We start from the raw sequence: 14,184 nt of genomic DNA, 5'->3' as shown, positions 1-14,184 counted from the left end.
TTTAGACAGGGAATCCTGTCTAAAGGGTGAAATTTCAAAGCGAAATATTTTTTTTATACGCTTCACCCCTCGCCCCCCGAAATTCACTCTATTTAGTATAACTGCTGTTGTCGCCAGCCGGCGTTGCGATTGTAAAATTGTTCCCCGGCCGTCATCAGTTAGCCGAATGCCGGCCTTTCAACGTCCATGTCCCCAAGTGCCAAGACGCGCAGTAGCGCGCCCCGGCTGTGGGTTACAGGAAAACCGAAAACCTCCCGGCCGCGGACAGACACACTAACCACGGTCCCGTTGTCCGTATCGGCCTCAAATAAGTCTCATGTCTAATGTATGCATATACCGGAGGGTGAATTCTTTCACCCTTCTTTTTTTGCCGTTTATAAACTCCACTTGCATCACCCGCTGCCATTTCGTAGTTTAGGGGTAATAAGTACGCTTATTGAAAGAATATTAGCAGGGATTTGTATGATTTTAGCATAAAGCCCGGTGCAGCAGGCACCTCTACGTTATATATTGCATCGTTACGTCACAGTCGCTCATTAATTAAATTTATTGCCACGGCCATTATCATGAAAATGACCATTCGTTCCAACCACTGGATATTCGCCAGCCTGGTACTCGTTCCCTTTGCCGCCATGTGGCTCGGAGGTTGCGGGTCCGGTAAAAAGGTGGATTACAGTACCGAAGTAAAGCCCATCCTCAACAAGCATTGCATCAGCTGCCATGGCGGTGTAAAGCAGAACGGAGGATTTAGTGTCCTGTTCCGTGAAGAAGCCCTCGGGATCACTAAAAGCGGCAAACCTGCCATCATTCCCGGAGATCCCGGCGCCAGTGAGTTCATCCGCCGGCTCCACACCAATGATCCTAAAGAGCGGATGCCGCTCAAAGCACAACCGCTTTCCAAAGCCGAAATCGACATTCTCACCCGCTGGGTGGAACAGGGTGCCGAATGGGGCGATCATTGGGCTTATGTGCCTCCTAAAGCTCCTGCAGCCGATGCTACCATCGATCAGTTCATCAACGAAAAACTCGATGATGAAAACCTCGATCCTGCTCCGCAGGCCGATCCGCAAACCCTGCTCCGCAGGCTCTCTCTCGACCTCACCGGCATCCCGCCAACTGAAACCCGCGCCAATGCCTTCGCAGCACGGTTCAGCGACAGCGCCTATGCCCTGATGGTGGATTCCCTCCTCGCATCCCCTCAGTTCGGTGAAAAATGGGCCTCCATGTGGCTCGACCTCGCGCGCTATGCCGATACCAAAGGATATGAAAAAGACTCCCGCCGCGAATTCTGGCGCTACCGCGACTGGGTAATCAAGGCGTTTAACATGGATATGCCCTTCGACAGGTTCACTACCGAACAGCTCGCAGGCGATCTCCTTCCCTCACCAACAGACGATCAGCTCGTTGCCACCGCCTTCCACCGTAACACCATGAGTAACGATGAAGGAGGTACGCAGGACGAAGAGTTCCGCACCGCTGCCATCATCGACCGGGTAAATACCACCATGGAAGTATGGCAGGGCACCACCATTGCATGTGTGCAATGCCACGCGCACCCTTACGATCCGTTCCGCTTCGAGGATTATTATAAATTAATGGCCTTCCTCAACAATACGCGTGATGAAGATACCTGGGGAGAATATCCCAAACTGCGCTTCTACGACAGTTTACAGCGCCAGGATGTAACTGCTGTTACCCAATGGGTAAAACAACATGGAGACGCTAACCAGCTCCAGGAAGCACAGGATTTCCTGCGGACGCTGGAGCCTAAAGTGCACGCTCACGATGCTGACCAATATATCAACGGCCAGCTGGCTGATACCAAATTCATGGCCATCCGCAATGGAGGTAGCAGCAGAATGAAGAATGTGCCGCTGAATAATGCCGACCGTTTGCTGATGCGCTATTGGGCAGGTGCAGGAGGTTCAATGGAAATACGTGCCGATAGCCTGAAAGGTCCGGTCATCGCCAGTATGGCCCTGCCGCAGGGGAATGGCGTGTTACCGGTAGCGTTAAAGCCGCTGGAGGGCCGTCGTGATATATTCTTCACCTTCCGGAATCCCTCGCTGGACCCTATGAGTACGGTTGCCAGTGTGGAATGGATGGCTTTCCGTCATGACCTTCCCGGTAAAGGACAGGCAGGATATAAAGAAATGGAAGCCAAATTCCTGGCGCTGGTAAACGCCAATCCGGAAAGTATTCCGGTAATGGTGGAAAACAACAGAGACCTGTTCCGCCCTACTGCTGTATTTGAAAGAGGCAACTGGCTGGTGAAAGGCAGTGAAGTGAAACCGGAAACACCCGGTTCCCTTAACCCCTGGCCACAAGGCGCTCCGCGTAACAGGCTGGGGCTGGCACAGTGGCTGACCGATCCTAAGAACCCGCTTACTGGCAGGGTAATGGTAAACCGCCTCTGGGAGCAGCTGTTTGGTATCGGCCTCGTGGAAACGCTGGAAGATTTCGGCACGCAGGGCTTTACCCCATCGCATCCCGCACTGCTGGATTACCTCGCTTACCAGTTTGTACATAAACATAAATGGAGCGTGAAATCCATGCTGCGTGAGATTGTGCTTTCTGGTGCTTACCGCCGCGATTCGAAGAGCAGTCCGGAGTTGAATGAGAAAGATCCTGCTAACCGCCTTCTGGCCCGTGGCCCCCGCTTCCGTTTGACGGCAGAGCAGGTACGCGACCAGGCACTGGCCGTAAGCGGATTACTGAGTGGCAGAATGAGCGGTCCTCCGGTGATGCCGATGCAGCCCGATGGCGTCTGGATGTCTGTTTACAGCGGTGAGCGATGGAATACTTCAGAGAATGGTGATCAATACCGCCGCGGAGTATATACGTTCCTGAAACGTACCAGTCCTTACCCTTCTTCCATTACTTTCGATGGCAGCAGCCGTGAGGTGTGCCTGCAACGCCGCATACGCACCAATACCCCCCTGCAGGCGCTCGTAACACTAAATGACCCTGTTTATCTCGAAGCCGCCAGAACACTGGCCATCCAGATGGAGAAAGATGGCGGTAAAGATGCAAAAAACTGTATCCGGCGCGGGTATAAGCTTGCGATGAATAAAGATATTTCCCCGGCTAAATCTGCCGTGCTGGAAAAACTTTACAGCCAGGCCCTTCAGCAATATCAGAAAGACCCCGCCGCTGCGGATGCATTCAATATGCGTTCCGTACCCGATGGCGAAAAAGCACACGTAGCTGCTCTTACAGTAGTGGCCAACGCATTAATGAACCTGGACGAGTTCCTGTCCAAATCCTAAAGATCATGGCCGACAAAATCATAAAAGAAGCCAACGACCGGGCAGCCCGGTTTTTCTCCCGCAGGCATTTTCTGCAGGATTGTGTAACGGGCCTTGGCGCTACAGCCCTCGGTTCACTGGTAAGCGGTTGCAACCTGTTCTCCGGATCGGGTTCTGCACCGGCACAAAGCCTTAACCCGCTGGAACCCCGCGCACCGCATTTCCCTGCCAGAGCAAAAAGCGTTATTTACCTGCACATGGCCGGCGCACCTTCGCAGCTGGAAATGTTTGACTATAAACCGGAATTGCAGAAGCTGCATAACCAGCTGTGCCCGCAATCCATCCTCGAAGGCAAAACGTTTGCGTTTATCCGTGGCGTACCCCGTATGCTGGGACCGCAGGCAGTGTTCAGCCAGCATGGCGAAAGCCGTGCATGGGTATCTGATTTTATGCCCCACTTCGCCGAAAGGGTGGATGATGTGAGTTTCCTGAAAGCGGTACAAACCGATCAGTTCAACCACGGTCCTGCGCAATTATTCATGCATACGGGAAGCGCCCGCCTCGGGAGGCCCAGCACAGGCTCCTGGGTAACCTGGGGGCTTGGCTCGGAGAACAGTAACCTGCCCGGCTTCGTAGTGCTCACCTCCGGTGGTAAAACACCGGATGCGGGTAAGAGCGTTTGGGGCAGCGGATTTCTGCCTTCCGTTTACCAGGGCGTACAATGCCGCTCTAAAGGCGAACCTGTCCTCTACCTTTCAGACCCGGCAGGACTGAACAGGGATCTGCGTTACCAGGGGATACAGGCCATCAATGAAGTGAACCGCCTCGAATATGAAACTTTCCAGGATCCCGAAATCCTGTCGCGTATTTCGCAATATGAGCTGGCTTATAAAATGCAGATCTCCGTTCCCGGAGTAATGGATATTAACAGCGAGCCCGCTTACATACATGAACTGTATGGTACAGAGCCCGGTAAGGAATCGTTCGCTAATAACTGCCTGCTTGCACGCAAACTGGTTGAGAAAGGAGTGCGTTTTGTACAACTGTTCGACTGGGGATGGGATGCGCATGGCACCGACGAAAGCACAGCCGTAGATCTCGGTATGCGCAACAAATGCCGTGAAATTGATAAGCCCATCAGCGCCCTGCTGCTCGATCTGAAGCAGCGCGGACTGCTCGATGAAACGCTGGTGGTATGGGGTGGTGAATTTGGCCGTACCCCCATGCAGGAAAACCGCGATGGTAAGGAAATGCCCTACATGGGCCGCGACCACCACGTGGAAGCGTTCACCATGTGGATGGCAGGGGCAGGTATCAAACGCGGCGGCAGCTGGGGAGAAACCGATGAGATTGGCTTTAGTGCCGTTAAGGGCCAGGTAGCCGTACATGATATTCACGCTACTATTTTACAGCAATTGGGATTTGATCACGAAAAAATGACCTACCAGTTCCAGGGGCGGCCCTTCAGGCTTACCGATGTACATGGTCATGTTATTAAGGAAATTTTAGGATAACACATGAAGCATTCTATCAACCGGAGGGATTTTCTCCAGCGCACTGCAGCCCTGGGAGCAAGTACATTATTGACGCAATTGCCTGCTGCCGCCATGCCCGCGGCAAAAGCGGGTTTCAAATTAGTAGTATTAGCAACGGACTGGGGCTTCCCCGGCAGCCGCGATGCCCTTTGTCAAAAGGCGAAAGCCGCAGGATACGACGGGATCGAAGTATGGTGGCCGGGTTCTATCGAAGCACAGAATGAAATATTCGACGCCGTGGAAAAACACGGAATGGAAGTAGGGTTCCTGGCTTCAGGGGGCAGTAATGAATTCACAAAGCATGCTTCTACTTTTGAAACTACGCTGCTGGCAGCTACCGGGAACAAACGTAAGAAACCGCTTTACGTTAATTGCCACTCGGGCAGAGATTATTATACCGAAGCGCAGAACGGCCAGCTGATCGATATCACTACCCGCATATCCAAAGCTTCCGGCGTTCCCATCTACCACGAAACGCACCGCGCCAGGATGATGTTTGCCGCACATATTACGCGCCGTTTTATCGAAACCAAGCCCGACCTGCGCCTTACACTGGATATATCGCACTGGTGTAATGTGCACGAATCGTATCTGACCGATCAGGCGGAAACAGTGGCGCTCGCCTTGCAACGTGTAGGGCATATCCATGCGCGCATCGGCCATCCCGAAGGCCCGCAGGTAAACGATCCCCGCGCACCGGAATGGGAACATGCGGTAAAAGCGCATTTCGCCTGGTGGGATGAAGTGGCGAAGATAAAACGTGCGAAAGGCGAAGTGATGACCATGCTCACAGAATTCGGCCCGGCAGATTATATGCCCACGCTTCCCTATACCCGACAGCCCGTGGCAGACCAATGGGCCATTAATGTTCATATGAAAGATCTTTTAAAAGCACGTTACGGCGCATGATGTTTTTCTTACAATCCGGATGGGGCCTCTTCATCGGCCGGTTCCATCCCTTACTCGTTCACCTGCCGATCGGTATACTCATAATCGCCTTTCTGCTGGAATGGCTCAGCCGTTTCCGCCAGCTCGCTGTACTGGGTGCCGCGGTATTTCCTACACTGCTTTTTGGCGCCCTTTCGGCAGTAGCAGCATGTGTGGCGGGATACCTGCTTTCACTCTCCGGGGGGTACGACGAAGCTGCGCTCAACCTGCATATGTGGATGGGGATAGCAGTAGCGGTACTTTCCCTGCTGCTTTGTGTTTTCAGGAAATACAACCTGTTCCGTAAATCGTGGCTGCCCGTATCTGCTGCCATGATCCTCGCTTTGTCTGTTGCAGGGCATTATGGTGGCAACCTCACCCATGGAGAAGATTATCTGACTGCCGCATGGCCGTTCGGGACAAAGGAAGCCGCTACTACGGCCACCTTCAAGAATATAGAAGATGCGCAGGTATATGAGCAGCTGGTACAACCCATCCTCGAACAGAAATGCTACGGCTGCCATAATGAACAAAAACTGAAAGGCGGCCTCCGGCTGGATGGTATGGCGCATATCCGCAAAGGAGGAGAAAACGGGCCTGTGCTGAAAGACAGTATTCCGGAGATGAGTGAGCTGTATAAACGCCTCGTTCTCCCTGAGTCCGACGATAAACGCATGCCTCCCAAAGGCAAACCCCAGCTCACCCCGCAGGATGTTGAAATCCTGTACTGGTGGATTCAGCAGGGCGCCCCTGATTCCATAGCAGTTAAGGAACTGCAGAAAACACCGCGTATAGCTCTGGTATTTGAAGGCATGAAACCTACCGGCGATGGCGTGCATCCCTATATGCCCAAAACGGAAGTTAGTGCGGTGAACGATGAGCAGGTAGCCCCGCTCGTGAAATTAGGTGTGAAAGTAATGCCGGTAGCGGCAGATAATGGATATGTGATGGTAAGTGCGGTAAATGCTCCCGCCTTTGGAAATGCTGACGCTAAATTACTGGAGCCGCTGGCAAAGCAACTGGTATGGCTTAACCTGGGCAGTACTGCTACGGGAGACAGTGCCCTGAAAATCATTGCTTCACTGCCAAGCCTTACCCGCCTCCAGCTGGAATATACCGGTGTTACCGATGAGGGCATGCAAATGCTGTCGTCGGCTAAACAACTGAAATACCTCAATCTCACCGGTACAAAGATTACCGATAAGGGATTACAATATCTGCAGAAGCAGGCTGCTCTCCGTGAATTATTTATTTATGGAACAGGGGTAACTGCCGCCGGCGTGCAGCAGCTCCGTACTGCCCTGCCCGACCTGCGGGTAGATACAGGAGGATACCGCCTGCCGGTGCTGGCAACGGATACAATGGTGTTTAAGAAACAGCCGGCCTGATTTCAGACAGCACGGAAAGTGCGGGGAGTGAGCTGTGTTTTTTTCTTGAAGAAATTATTAAAGTGGGCAGGTTCCTGGAAGCCAAGGCAATAGCCTATTTCCGAGACATTCCAATCGGTATGGCGCAGCAGCGCTTTGGCTTCCTGTACCAGGCGGTCGGCTATATGATCTGAAGTCGATTTCCCGGTAGCGTCTTTCAACGCTTTGTTGAGATGATTGACGTGGATGGATAGCTGTTCTGCAAAATCGAACGCGGTACGCAGGTTCACCTGCTGCCGCGTTGTTTCTATAGGGAATTGCCGTTCCAGCAGGTCGGAGAACAGGCTGGAAATGCGCGTGGCTGCGTTGGTATGTGCGGGAGAAAGGGCTACGGGTTGATGTTTCATGCCAAGATGAATGAGCTCCATCGTGTAGTTCCGCAACAAATCAAACTTATAGATGTAGTCTGATTCCAGTTCCGCTTTCATTTTATGGAAGATATCGACCACCTGGGGCACCTGTGCTTCGGGCAGGCAGATGAGTGGCTGCCCTCCGGGGCGGAACAGCGGGAAGTCAGTCAGTTTCATGGACGAATGGCCATGGAAAAACGCATCAGTAAAAATGCAGAAATAACCCGCCTGTGCTTCGTCGAGATGGTCGCATTGGTAAGGGACCTGCGGGTTGGCGAAGAATAACCCGTACTGATCAATGTCGAGCGTTTTGTCGGCAAAGAAATACCGGTTGCGCCCGCTTACGAAGGCTATTTTATAGAAATCCTTACGGCTGTAAGGCAACGGAGCATTGGTGGTAATAAGTTCGGCGGTATCGAAAACGTTGAAATGTCCCAGCTCCCGGTTCATCCCTGCCGGAACGGGAATCTGTTTGGCACGATAAAATTCTTCGAGAGACTGTATTCTTTCCATACCATAAAGCTACAAATTCTGCGGTTTCAGCGAGCAGCTCAGCTATACTGACTGATAAACTGCCATGCCCGCTTCTCCGACCAGTAGTGTTTCTCCGAAAAAGTAACGAACCCTACATGGCCCCCCTCTCCGGGTGTTTCGAAGTGGAAGTTAGGGTTAGAGGTGGCGGCACTGAAGGGGTATGATCCTTTCCCGAGGAATGGGTCGTCGAGCGCATTGATGAGCAGGGTGGGGATGGCAATGCCGCTGAGGTAGAAGACCGAACTGGATTGCTTCCAATAATCAACTGCATCTTTGAATCCATGCAGCGGTGCAGTATAACGGTCGTCGAACTCGCGGAAGGTGCGGATGGCGGAAAGGCCGTCCAGCGATATGTCGTCAGGGTAAAAACGGGCTTTCTCTATGAGCTTTTCACCAAGGGAGCGGATAAATCGCATCCGGTAGATGGTGTTATGCCGCTTTTCGAGTTCTGAAGAGCTGTCGTGAAGATCTACAGGAACGGAAATGGCCACGGCGGAGCGGATTTGCTTGTTTATCGAAGATCCGCGCTCACCCACGTATTTAAGGGTAATATTGCCGCCAAGGGAAAACCCCACGAGGTGGATGTGGTCATAATCCGGGGAGATGTGGTCGATAACGGTCTGCAGGTCATCCGTTTCGCCGCTATGGTAAAAACGAAGTGCCTTGTTACATTCCCCGCTGCAGCCCCTGAAATTCATGGACACGGTGTCGAACCCTCTTTCATTGAAAATATTCACCATTCCGGTTACATAGGTCCGGTTAGAGCTGCCTTCCAGTCCGTGGAGGATCACTACCGCCGTGCGGCTCCCGATACGGCTGAAATCAAGGTCGAGGAAGTCGTTGTCGGGCGTGTTGATGCGCTCACGGACGTATTGAACGGGAGGTACACGGCGGAACAACGTAGGGAATATGGTGTTCAAATGCCGGTTACTTAGCAGAAAAGGCGCAGCGTAGTTTGTAGCGGTTAATACCGGCATGTTTACTGGAATTTAATATCGTAAAGGTAAGATTTAACGGTTAAACGGTTGCCGGAGGGTTGGTTGCGCCCGGATCGTGTATTATTTTTGAATATATGATCAGATCACTTTTAATATGTGCGCTCCTCATCCAAAGCGCCTCCGTAATGGCCCAGCAAAGCCAGTTCAGCGGCTGGTTTGCCAATTTCTCCACCGTCCGCATACCGGATACCAAGTTCAGTATCCATTTCGACGGACAGCTGCGCAGTAACGATAAATGGGAAACGCTGCAAACCTATATCGTAAGGCCGGGTATCAATTTTCATGCGCGGAAGAACGTTGTTCTCACAGCGGGTTATGCGCTGGTGGGTAATAAAACGCTCGGAACATTCATCTCCGAGCATCGTATCTGGGAGCAGTTGATTGTTACCCACAATATCGCGAAGTTCATGCCCCTGCAGCACCGCCTGCGGGTGGAGCAGCGGTTTATTCCGGTGACAAGGTCGCTGGATGGTGAAGTCTCGAAGGTGGCATCCAACATGTCGCACCGGGTAAGGTATTTCGTGCGCGGACTGTTGCCTTTCAGCGGACAGGCGGGCTTTACCAAAGGCATGTTCGGCGCGGTGCAAAATGAGGTTTTCCTCAATTTCGCGAAGAACCAGTATGCCAACAGCCATACCTTCGACCAGAACCGGGCATACGGGGCAATTGGTTACCGTTTCAATTCTAAGTTCGACGCGGAAGTGGGGTATCTCCACCATTACACGCTCCGCTTCAATGGGCAGCATACCAGCCGTGTCACGAACAACGTGATTCAGCTTGCTACCTACGTCCGGCTTTAAAAGGATTCACCTTACAACAATTAAAGAAGGGATATCGCATCAGCAGGCGATATCCCTTCTTTATTTACTGGGTATTCTATAAGTGGTTAATATACTATCAAAAGTGCCGTTTACGCCCTGTTTTTGGGCATTTCATAAGCTATTCATTATCAGTCTATTGAACTGCCATTGTTCGGTGATCCTTCAGTCATCCTTCAGTAAAAGGGGGGGCTTCACTGAAGGATCACCGAAGGATGACTGAAGGATCACTGAAGGATGATTATCCCGATTTTGATACGATATTATCAGAAAGGGCCACTTCCCTTGTTTATGCAACACAGGAAGCGGCCCTTTTGGGTTAGCAGGCAATGGAGGTTATTTCTTACGGCTGCCTTCGATATTGGGCAGGAAGCCGGTTAAAAGCCCGATAAGGGGTAAATAAGCACATACTTCGTACACGTAGTAGATGCTGGTACGGTCTGCCAGTTCGCCCAGCAATGCAGAGCCTACGCCGGCCATACCGAATGCGAACCCGAAGAAGAGGCCGGCAATCATGCCTACTTTACCCGGCACCAGTTCCTGCGCATATACGAGGATGGCCGAGAATGCGGAAGACAGGATCACCCCGATGAATACGCTCAGGATAACCGTCCAGAAAAGGGTTGCATGGGGCATTAAAAGCGCGAAAGGCGCCACGCCGAGGATAGATATCCAGATCACGTATTTGCGGCCTATACGGTCGCCTATGGGGCCGCCGATGAAGGTACCTGCGGCAATGGCGAAGAGGAACACAAACAGGTAGATCTGCGCATGCTGTACGGATACGTTGAACTTACCCATCAGGTAAAAGGTGTAATAGCTGGTGAGGCTCGCCATGTAGAAGTACTTGGAGAAAATCAGCAGCAACAGGATGAACAGCGCAAAGGCGACCTTGCCTTTAGACAGCTGTACCGCTGCAAACTGCGCCTGCTTCTTCGGTTTAATCCGATGCGTATTGCCGAGGTACCATTTGCTGATACGGAGCATCACGAATATAGCCAGCAATGCAATGAGGGAGAACCAGGCCACGCTGGATTGCCCGAACGGTACAATGATGGCCGCAGCCAGTAAGGGACCGAGAGAGCTGCCGGTATTACCTCCCACCTGGAACAGTGATTGTGCCATGCCATGCCTGCCGCCTGATGCCATATAAGCCAGCCGCGATGCCTCGGGGTGGAACACTGCCGAGCCTACGCCCACCAGTGCTACTGATACCAGAACGATGGGGAAGGAATGCGCCATGGCAAGGCAAAGAAGCCCCAGCAGGGTAAAGCCCATGCCGATAGCGAGGGAATAGGGCTGCGGGCGCTTATCAGTATAAAGGCCTACCAGCGGCTGCAGAATGGAGGCAGACAGCTGGAAGGTTAAAGTGATCAGCCCTACCTGTGAGAAGCTGAGAGAAAGGGAGTCCTTCACCATGGGGTAAATGGCGGGGATGAGGGACTGAATAGTGTCGTTCAGCAGGTGTGTAAAGCTCAGGGCTATCAGTACGGAGAATGCGGTTTTCTCCGCCACTTGCCTGGCTTGTGCCTGCCGGTCTTCCGTTTCAAGCGTAGTTTCCATTTTAATGTCAGATCATCTGATGTTTATAGTGTAAAGAAATGGTTTAACGGCTGTGTGTGCTGATCCGTGTGGCCCAAAGCAATGCATCTGCAGGATTCTGATCCACAATGGCGTCGAGCAGTGCTTTGTGCATGGATTGTGTGCCAATGAAATCGCTGGTGTCTTTATGCCGGTCTTTAAACGACTGCAGCATATGAGTGGCAATGGTCTGATACAGTTCCAGCATGATGCTGTTTTTGGATGCCACGGCAATACTGGTATGGAAATGCACATCGGCCTGCATGGTAGCGTCTACATTGCCGGCTTTGGCGAATTTTTCGCGGGCACGGAGGTAGGTCTTCATGCGGGTAAGGTCATCTTTGGTACGGTTCAGCGCTGCCTTTTCCGCGATCTTCACTTCGAGGAGCAGCCGTACTTCATTGAGTTCCTGATAGTCTGCCGTATGAAGCTTCCGGCCGAGGCCACCGGTAAGGGGCTGGCGCGAGGTAACGAAAGTGCCCTGCCCCTGCTGCACGCGCAGCATACCGGCATTCACCAGCAGCCTTACTGCTTCACGCACGGTACTGCGGCCTACGCCAAACTGCAACATGAGCTCAGGCTCGGAAGGCAGGCGGTCGCCCACTGCATACTTCTCCTGCGAGATCATGCCCTGCAGGCTGGCAGCCACATCGTCGGCCAGGCTGTTTCTTCTCAGTATGGTATCATGGTTCGTCATATCATCAGATGTTTGCAAAGGTAAGTGGATTTATGAAATCCGGAAAAGAGAATTTTTTTAAGTGTATACTGCTGTCGTAAACGGTTTACCGGCGCTTAAAAACTTATACCGGAATTTGATGTACTCCGGAACCGGTTAAATCCATACTTTTGTATTTACTGGTTTTTAACTAAAACGATTCCAATGGCACTACCGAAGTTCATGATTGCAGATGATCCCGTGACGGACCCGGACAACGAGTATATTTTCCATACGGAAAAGCCCCGGTTCTTTGCGAAGCGTGTGGAAGAAGATGAAGAGATGGCTTATATCGATATCGTGGAAGAAATCGATAACGTGGAAGAATACTTCCATGGTGAGCCTGAAAAGAAACAGCAGCTGCTGGAAGAGCTGGAAGACTGGTATTACGCATACCTGGAGTGGCTCGAAGAGGAAGAAGACGAGGACGAGTAATGCAAAGGGAACCGAAAGCCTGGCAGATCCGGCTGCAGCGCATCATTTTTGAATCCGATACTCCCGCCGGCAAAGCATTTGATATTGCCTTGCTCGGGTTTATCCTTTCCAGTATTCTCGTGGTCATGCTCGATAGCGTGGCCACCCTCCATAGCCGCTACGGCGGCCTTTTTTATGTCCTCGAATGGGTGTTTACCATCCTGTTTACCATTGAATACATCCTCCGGCTAATCACCATCCGCAGGCCGGTTAAATACATGTTCAGCTTCCTGGGGATCATCGATCTCCTTGCAGTTATACCCACCTATCTCAGCTTTGCTTTCGTGGGTGCGCAATCGTTACTGGTACTACGTGCACTGCGGCTGCTCCGCATCTTCCGGGTTTTCCGCCTCGTACAGTTCATTTCAGAAATGCGCTTCCTGACCGTAGCAATCGGCAGGAGTCTACGCAAGATCAGCATATTCATCCTTTTCGTACTCACCTGCGTGATCATCCTTGGCTCTGTTATTTACCTGGTGGAAGATGAGAATGAAGGATTCTCCAGTATCCCGCAATCCGTATACTGGGCCATCGTTACCATCACAACTGTCGGGTATGGAGATGTGGCGCCCGCTACACCACTGGGTAAGTTTATCGCGAGCTTTATCATGCTGCTGGGTTATGGTATCATCGCAGTGCCAACCGGCATCGTTACTACCGAAATGGCCCATGCCTTTAAGGATAAAGGTCATTCCACCAATGCCTGCCCGGGCTGTGGGCGGGAAGGGCATGATACAGATGCTAAGTATTGTAAATTTTGCGGGGCTAAACTATAGCACTTCTCCTTTCATCAACCGCAATGCCCCAGCGCCCAGTAAATGAGCAGGAAAATAAGAATGGTGCTGAGGCATCCTCCGCCCAGTTTCTTAGCGCCGTAACCCGCTATAAGTGCTCTCCAGAATTTGTTCATAAACTGCTGATTTAGATGGTTCCGGCCAACAACCATGCCGGTATCCTAATTTACGCCTTTCCCATCACAGGCAGAAATCGCCGTGGAATTATATCTACAGCGCGGGGAATCCTCTCTTACCCTGGTCGCCATCCCCCGCAGGGAAGCCATTCTGGCATCATTCTTCCGCTATTGAGAGAAAAAAACGCTCATGTCTACCGGACTTCTTGCATTCATCGTGCTCGCCGGAGTAATTCTGCTGTATGTGTTCATCCAGCAGAACCGCAAAACGCGCGACAAAGGACAGGGGAAACTCATCAACCGCAACGTGCCTCCTTACGACCCGGATAATACCCGGGCCGGCGGTGGCCATGACGAATAATGATTCGCCATGCCGTCTACCGTCATCAGTCACATGCGCTATAACCCGGAAACGGAAGTGCTCGTTATTACTTTCGTTACAGGGAAGGTGTATGCTTACCAGCCGGTTCCTCCTGATCTGTACGCCCGCATGCTGCAGGCCTTTTCCAAAGGCCAGTTCTTCAACCGCTTTATCCGCGACCAGTTCCGGTACCGCCAGCTGGACAACTGAAACTGGCCCGATAACCCCTGAAACTTGTCGCTTCCTGCCATCATCCGTATCCCGGAATGGACGTACTATTGCATTATCCTTTAAACCCGGAAACCA

At 52.0% G+C, this 14,184-nt stretch carries 13 protein-coding genes; 9 read left to right on the top strand and 4 right to left on the bottom strand.

Annotation, left to right across the window (positions count from 1 at the left end; genetic code table 11):
• Window positions 1-566 precede the first annotated feature (566 nt).
• Genes DEV76_RS02910 through DEV76_RS02895 form a run of 4 tightly spaced genes read left to right on the top strand, consistent with a single transcriptional unit; the run spans window position 567 to window position 7,098 of the window.
• Window positions 567-3,269, top strand: a complete 2,703-nt coding sequence (locus DEV76_RS02910; protein WP_232826860.1) for a DUF1553 domain-containing protein — start codon at window positions 567-569, stop codon at window positions 3,267-3,269.
• A 5-nt stretch (window positions 3,270-3,274) separates the two neighbouring features.
• A complete protein-coding gene (locus tag DEV76_RS02905; RefSeq protein ID WP_109694885.1) occupies window positions 3,275-4,762 on the top strand; it encodes a DUF1501 domain-containing protein in 1,488 nt (495 codons plus the stop codon).
• Window positions 4,763-4,765: 3 nt separating this feature from the next.
• Window positions 4,766-5,692 (top strand): sugar phosphate isomerase/epimerase family protein, encoded by a 927-nt coding sequence (locus DEV76_RS02900; RefSeq protein WP_109694883.1) that lies wholly within the window; start codon window positions 4,766-4,768, stop codon window positions 5,690-5,692.
• Window positions 5,689-7,098, top strand: a complete 1,410-nt coding sequence (locus DEV76_RS02895) for a c-type cytochrome domain-containing protein (RefSeq protein WP_109694880.1) — start codon at window positions 5,689-5,691, stop codon at window positions 7,096-7,098. The genes DEV76_RS02900 and DEV76_RS02895 overlap by 4 nt, the downstream gene beginning before the upstream one ends.
• Before the next feature lie 2 nt (window positions 7,099-7,100).
• On the opposite strand, the gene DEV76_RS02890 is transcribed toward DEV76_RS02895, so the two are convergent.
• Window positions 7,101-8,000, bottom strand: a complete 900-nt coding sequence (locus DEV76_RS02890; RefSeq protein WP_109694878.1) for a helix-turn-helix domain-containing protein — start codon at window positions 7,998-8,000, stop codon at window positions 7,101-7,103.
• Window positions 8,001-8,038: 38 nt separating this feature from the next.
• A complete protein-coding gene (locus DEV76_RS02885) occupies window positions 8,039-8,998 on the bottom strand; it encodes a YheT family hydrolase (RefSeq protein ID WP_109694876.1) in 960 nt (319 codons plus the stop codon).
• A gap of 95 nt (window positions 8,999-9,093) precedes the next feature.
• Here DEV76_RS02885 and DEV76_RS02880 point away from each other — a divergent pair, with 95 nt between their 5' ends.
• The gene (locus DEV76_RS02880) at window positions 9,094-9,819 is read left to right on the top strand and encodes a DUF2490 domain-containing protein (protein WP_109694874.1); all 726 of its coding nucleotides are present in this window, start codon (window positions 9,094-9,096) and stop codon (window positions 9,817-9,819) included.
• Between the two features lie 354 nt (window positions 9,820-10,173).
• Here the strand turns inward: DEV76_RS02880 and DEV76_RS02875 are convergent, their stop codons facing one another.
• Both DEV76_RS02875 and DEV76_RS02870 read right to left on the bottom strand, forming a co-directional pair.
• Window positions 10,174-11,400 carry an MFS transporter gene (locus DEV76_RS02875; protein WP_109694872.1) on the bottom strand — a complete coding sequence of 409 codons (1,227 nt, stop codon included), beginning with the start codon at window positions 11,398-11,400 and terminating at the stop codon, window positions 10,174-10,176.
• Between the two features lie 43 nt (window positions 11,401-11,443).
• Window positions 11,444-12,115: a FadR/GntR family transcriptional regulator gene (locus DEV76_RS02870; protein WP_232826859.1), complete on the bottom strand. Its 672-nt coding sequence runs from the start codon at window positions 12,113-12,115 to the stop codon at window positions 11,444-11,446.
• A 183-nt stretch (window positions 12,116-12,298) separates the two neighbouring features.
• On the opposite strand from DEV76_RS02870, the gene DEV76_RS02865 reads away from it, so the two are divergent.
• The 4 genes from DEV76_RS02865 (at window position 12,299) to DEV76_RS02855 (ending at window position 14,088) form a co-directional block, all read left to right on the top strand.
• Window positions 12,299-12,568, top strand: coding sequence for a hypothetical protein (locus DEV76_RS02865; RefSeq protein ID WP_109694870.1), 270 nt, complete (start codon window positions 12,299-12,301; stop codon window positions 12,566-12,568).
• Window positions 12,568-13,383, top strand: a complete 816-nt coding sequence (locus tag DEV76_RS02860; protein ID WP_109694868.1) for an ion transporter — start codon at window positions 12,568-12,570, stop codon at window positions 13,381-13,383. Before DEV76_RS02865 ends, DEV76_RS02860 begins: the two co-directional genes overlap by 1 nt.
• A 324-nt stretch (window positions 13,384-13,707) precedes the next feature.
• Window positions 13,708-13,878 carry a hypothetical protein gene (locus DEV76_RS25835; protein WP_157962690.1) on the top strand — a complete coding sequence of 57 codons (171 nt, stop codon included), beginning with the start codon at window positions 13,708-13,710 and terminating at the stop codon, window positions 13,876-13,878.
• 9 nt (window positions 13,879-13,887) lie between these two features.
• Window positions 13,888-14,088, top strand: a complete 201-nt coding sequence (locus DEV76_RS02855; protein ID WP_109694866.1) for a KTSC domain-containing protein — start codon at window positions 13,888-13,890, stop codon at window positions 14,086-14,088.
• Window positions 14,089-14,184 lie beyond the last annotated feature (96 nt).

The organism is Chitinophaga deserti, from assembly GCF_003149455.1.
GTDB classification, from domain to species: domain Bacteria; phylum Bacteroidota; class Bacteroidia; order Chitinophagales; family Chitinophagaceae; genus Chitinophaga; species Chitinophaga deserti.
This window is presented reverse-complemented; position numbering and strand designations above follow the sequence as displayed.

What these genes read in the sequence shown, in the direction of transcription:
- DEV76_RS02910 (WP_232826860.1), top strand. Translation starts at nt 567, where the DNA reads ATGAAAATGACCATTCGTTCCAACCACTGGATATTCGCCAGCCTGGTA.
- DEV76_RS02905 (WP_109694885.1), top strand. Translation starts at nt 3,275, where the DNA reads ATGGCCGACAAAATCATAAAAGAAGCCAACGACCGGGCAGCCCGGTTT.
- DEV76_RS02900 (WP_109694883.1), top strand. Translation starts at nt 4,766, where the DNA reads ATGAAGCATTCTATCAACCGGAGGGATTTTCTCCAGCGCACTGCAGCC.
- DEV76_RS02895 (WP_109694880.1), top strand. Translation starts at nt 5,689, where the DNA reads ATGATGTTTTTCTTACAATCCGGATGGGGCCTCTTCATCGGCCGGTTC.
- DEV76_RS02890 (WP_109694878.1), bottom strand. Translation starts at nt 8,000, where the DNA reads ATGGAAAGAATACAGTCTCTCGAAGAATTTTATCGTGCCAAACAGATT.
- DEV76_RS02885 (WP_109694876.1), bottom strand. Translation starts at nt 8,998, where the DNA reads ATGCCGGTATTAACCGCTACAAACTACGCTGCGCCTTTTCTGCTAAGT.
- DEV76_RS02880 (WP_109694874.1), top strand. Translation starts at nt 9,094, where the DNA reads ATGATCAGATCACTTTTAATATGTGCGCTCCTCATCCAAAGCGCCTCC.
- DEV76_RS02875 (WP_109694872.1), bottom strand. Translation starts at nt 11,400, where the DNA reads ATGGAAACTACGCTTGAAACGGAAGACCGGCAGGCACAAGCCAGGCAA.
- DEV76_RS02870 (WP_232826859.1), bottom strand. Translation starts at nt 12,115, where the DNA reads ATGACGAACCATGATACCATACTGAGAAGAAACAGCCTGGCCGACGAT.
- DEV76_RS02865 (WP_109694870.1), top strand. Translation starts at nt 12,299, where the DNA reads ATGGCACTACCGAAGTTCATGATTGCAGATGATCCCGTGACGGACCCG.
- DEV76_RS02860 (WP_109694868.1), top strand. Translation starts at nt 12,568, where the DNA reads ATGCAAAGGGAACCGAAAGCCTGGCAGATCCGGCTGCAGCGCATCATT.
- DEV76_RS25835 (WP_157962690.1), top strand. Translation starts at nt 13,708, where the DNA reads ATGTCTACCGGACTTCTTGCATTCATCGTGCTCGCCGGAGTAATTCTG.
- DEV76_RS02855 (WP_109694866.1), top strand. Translation starts at nt 13,888, where the DNA reads ATGCCGTCTACCGTCATCAGTCACATGCGCTATAACCCGGAAACGGAA.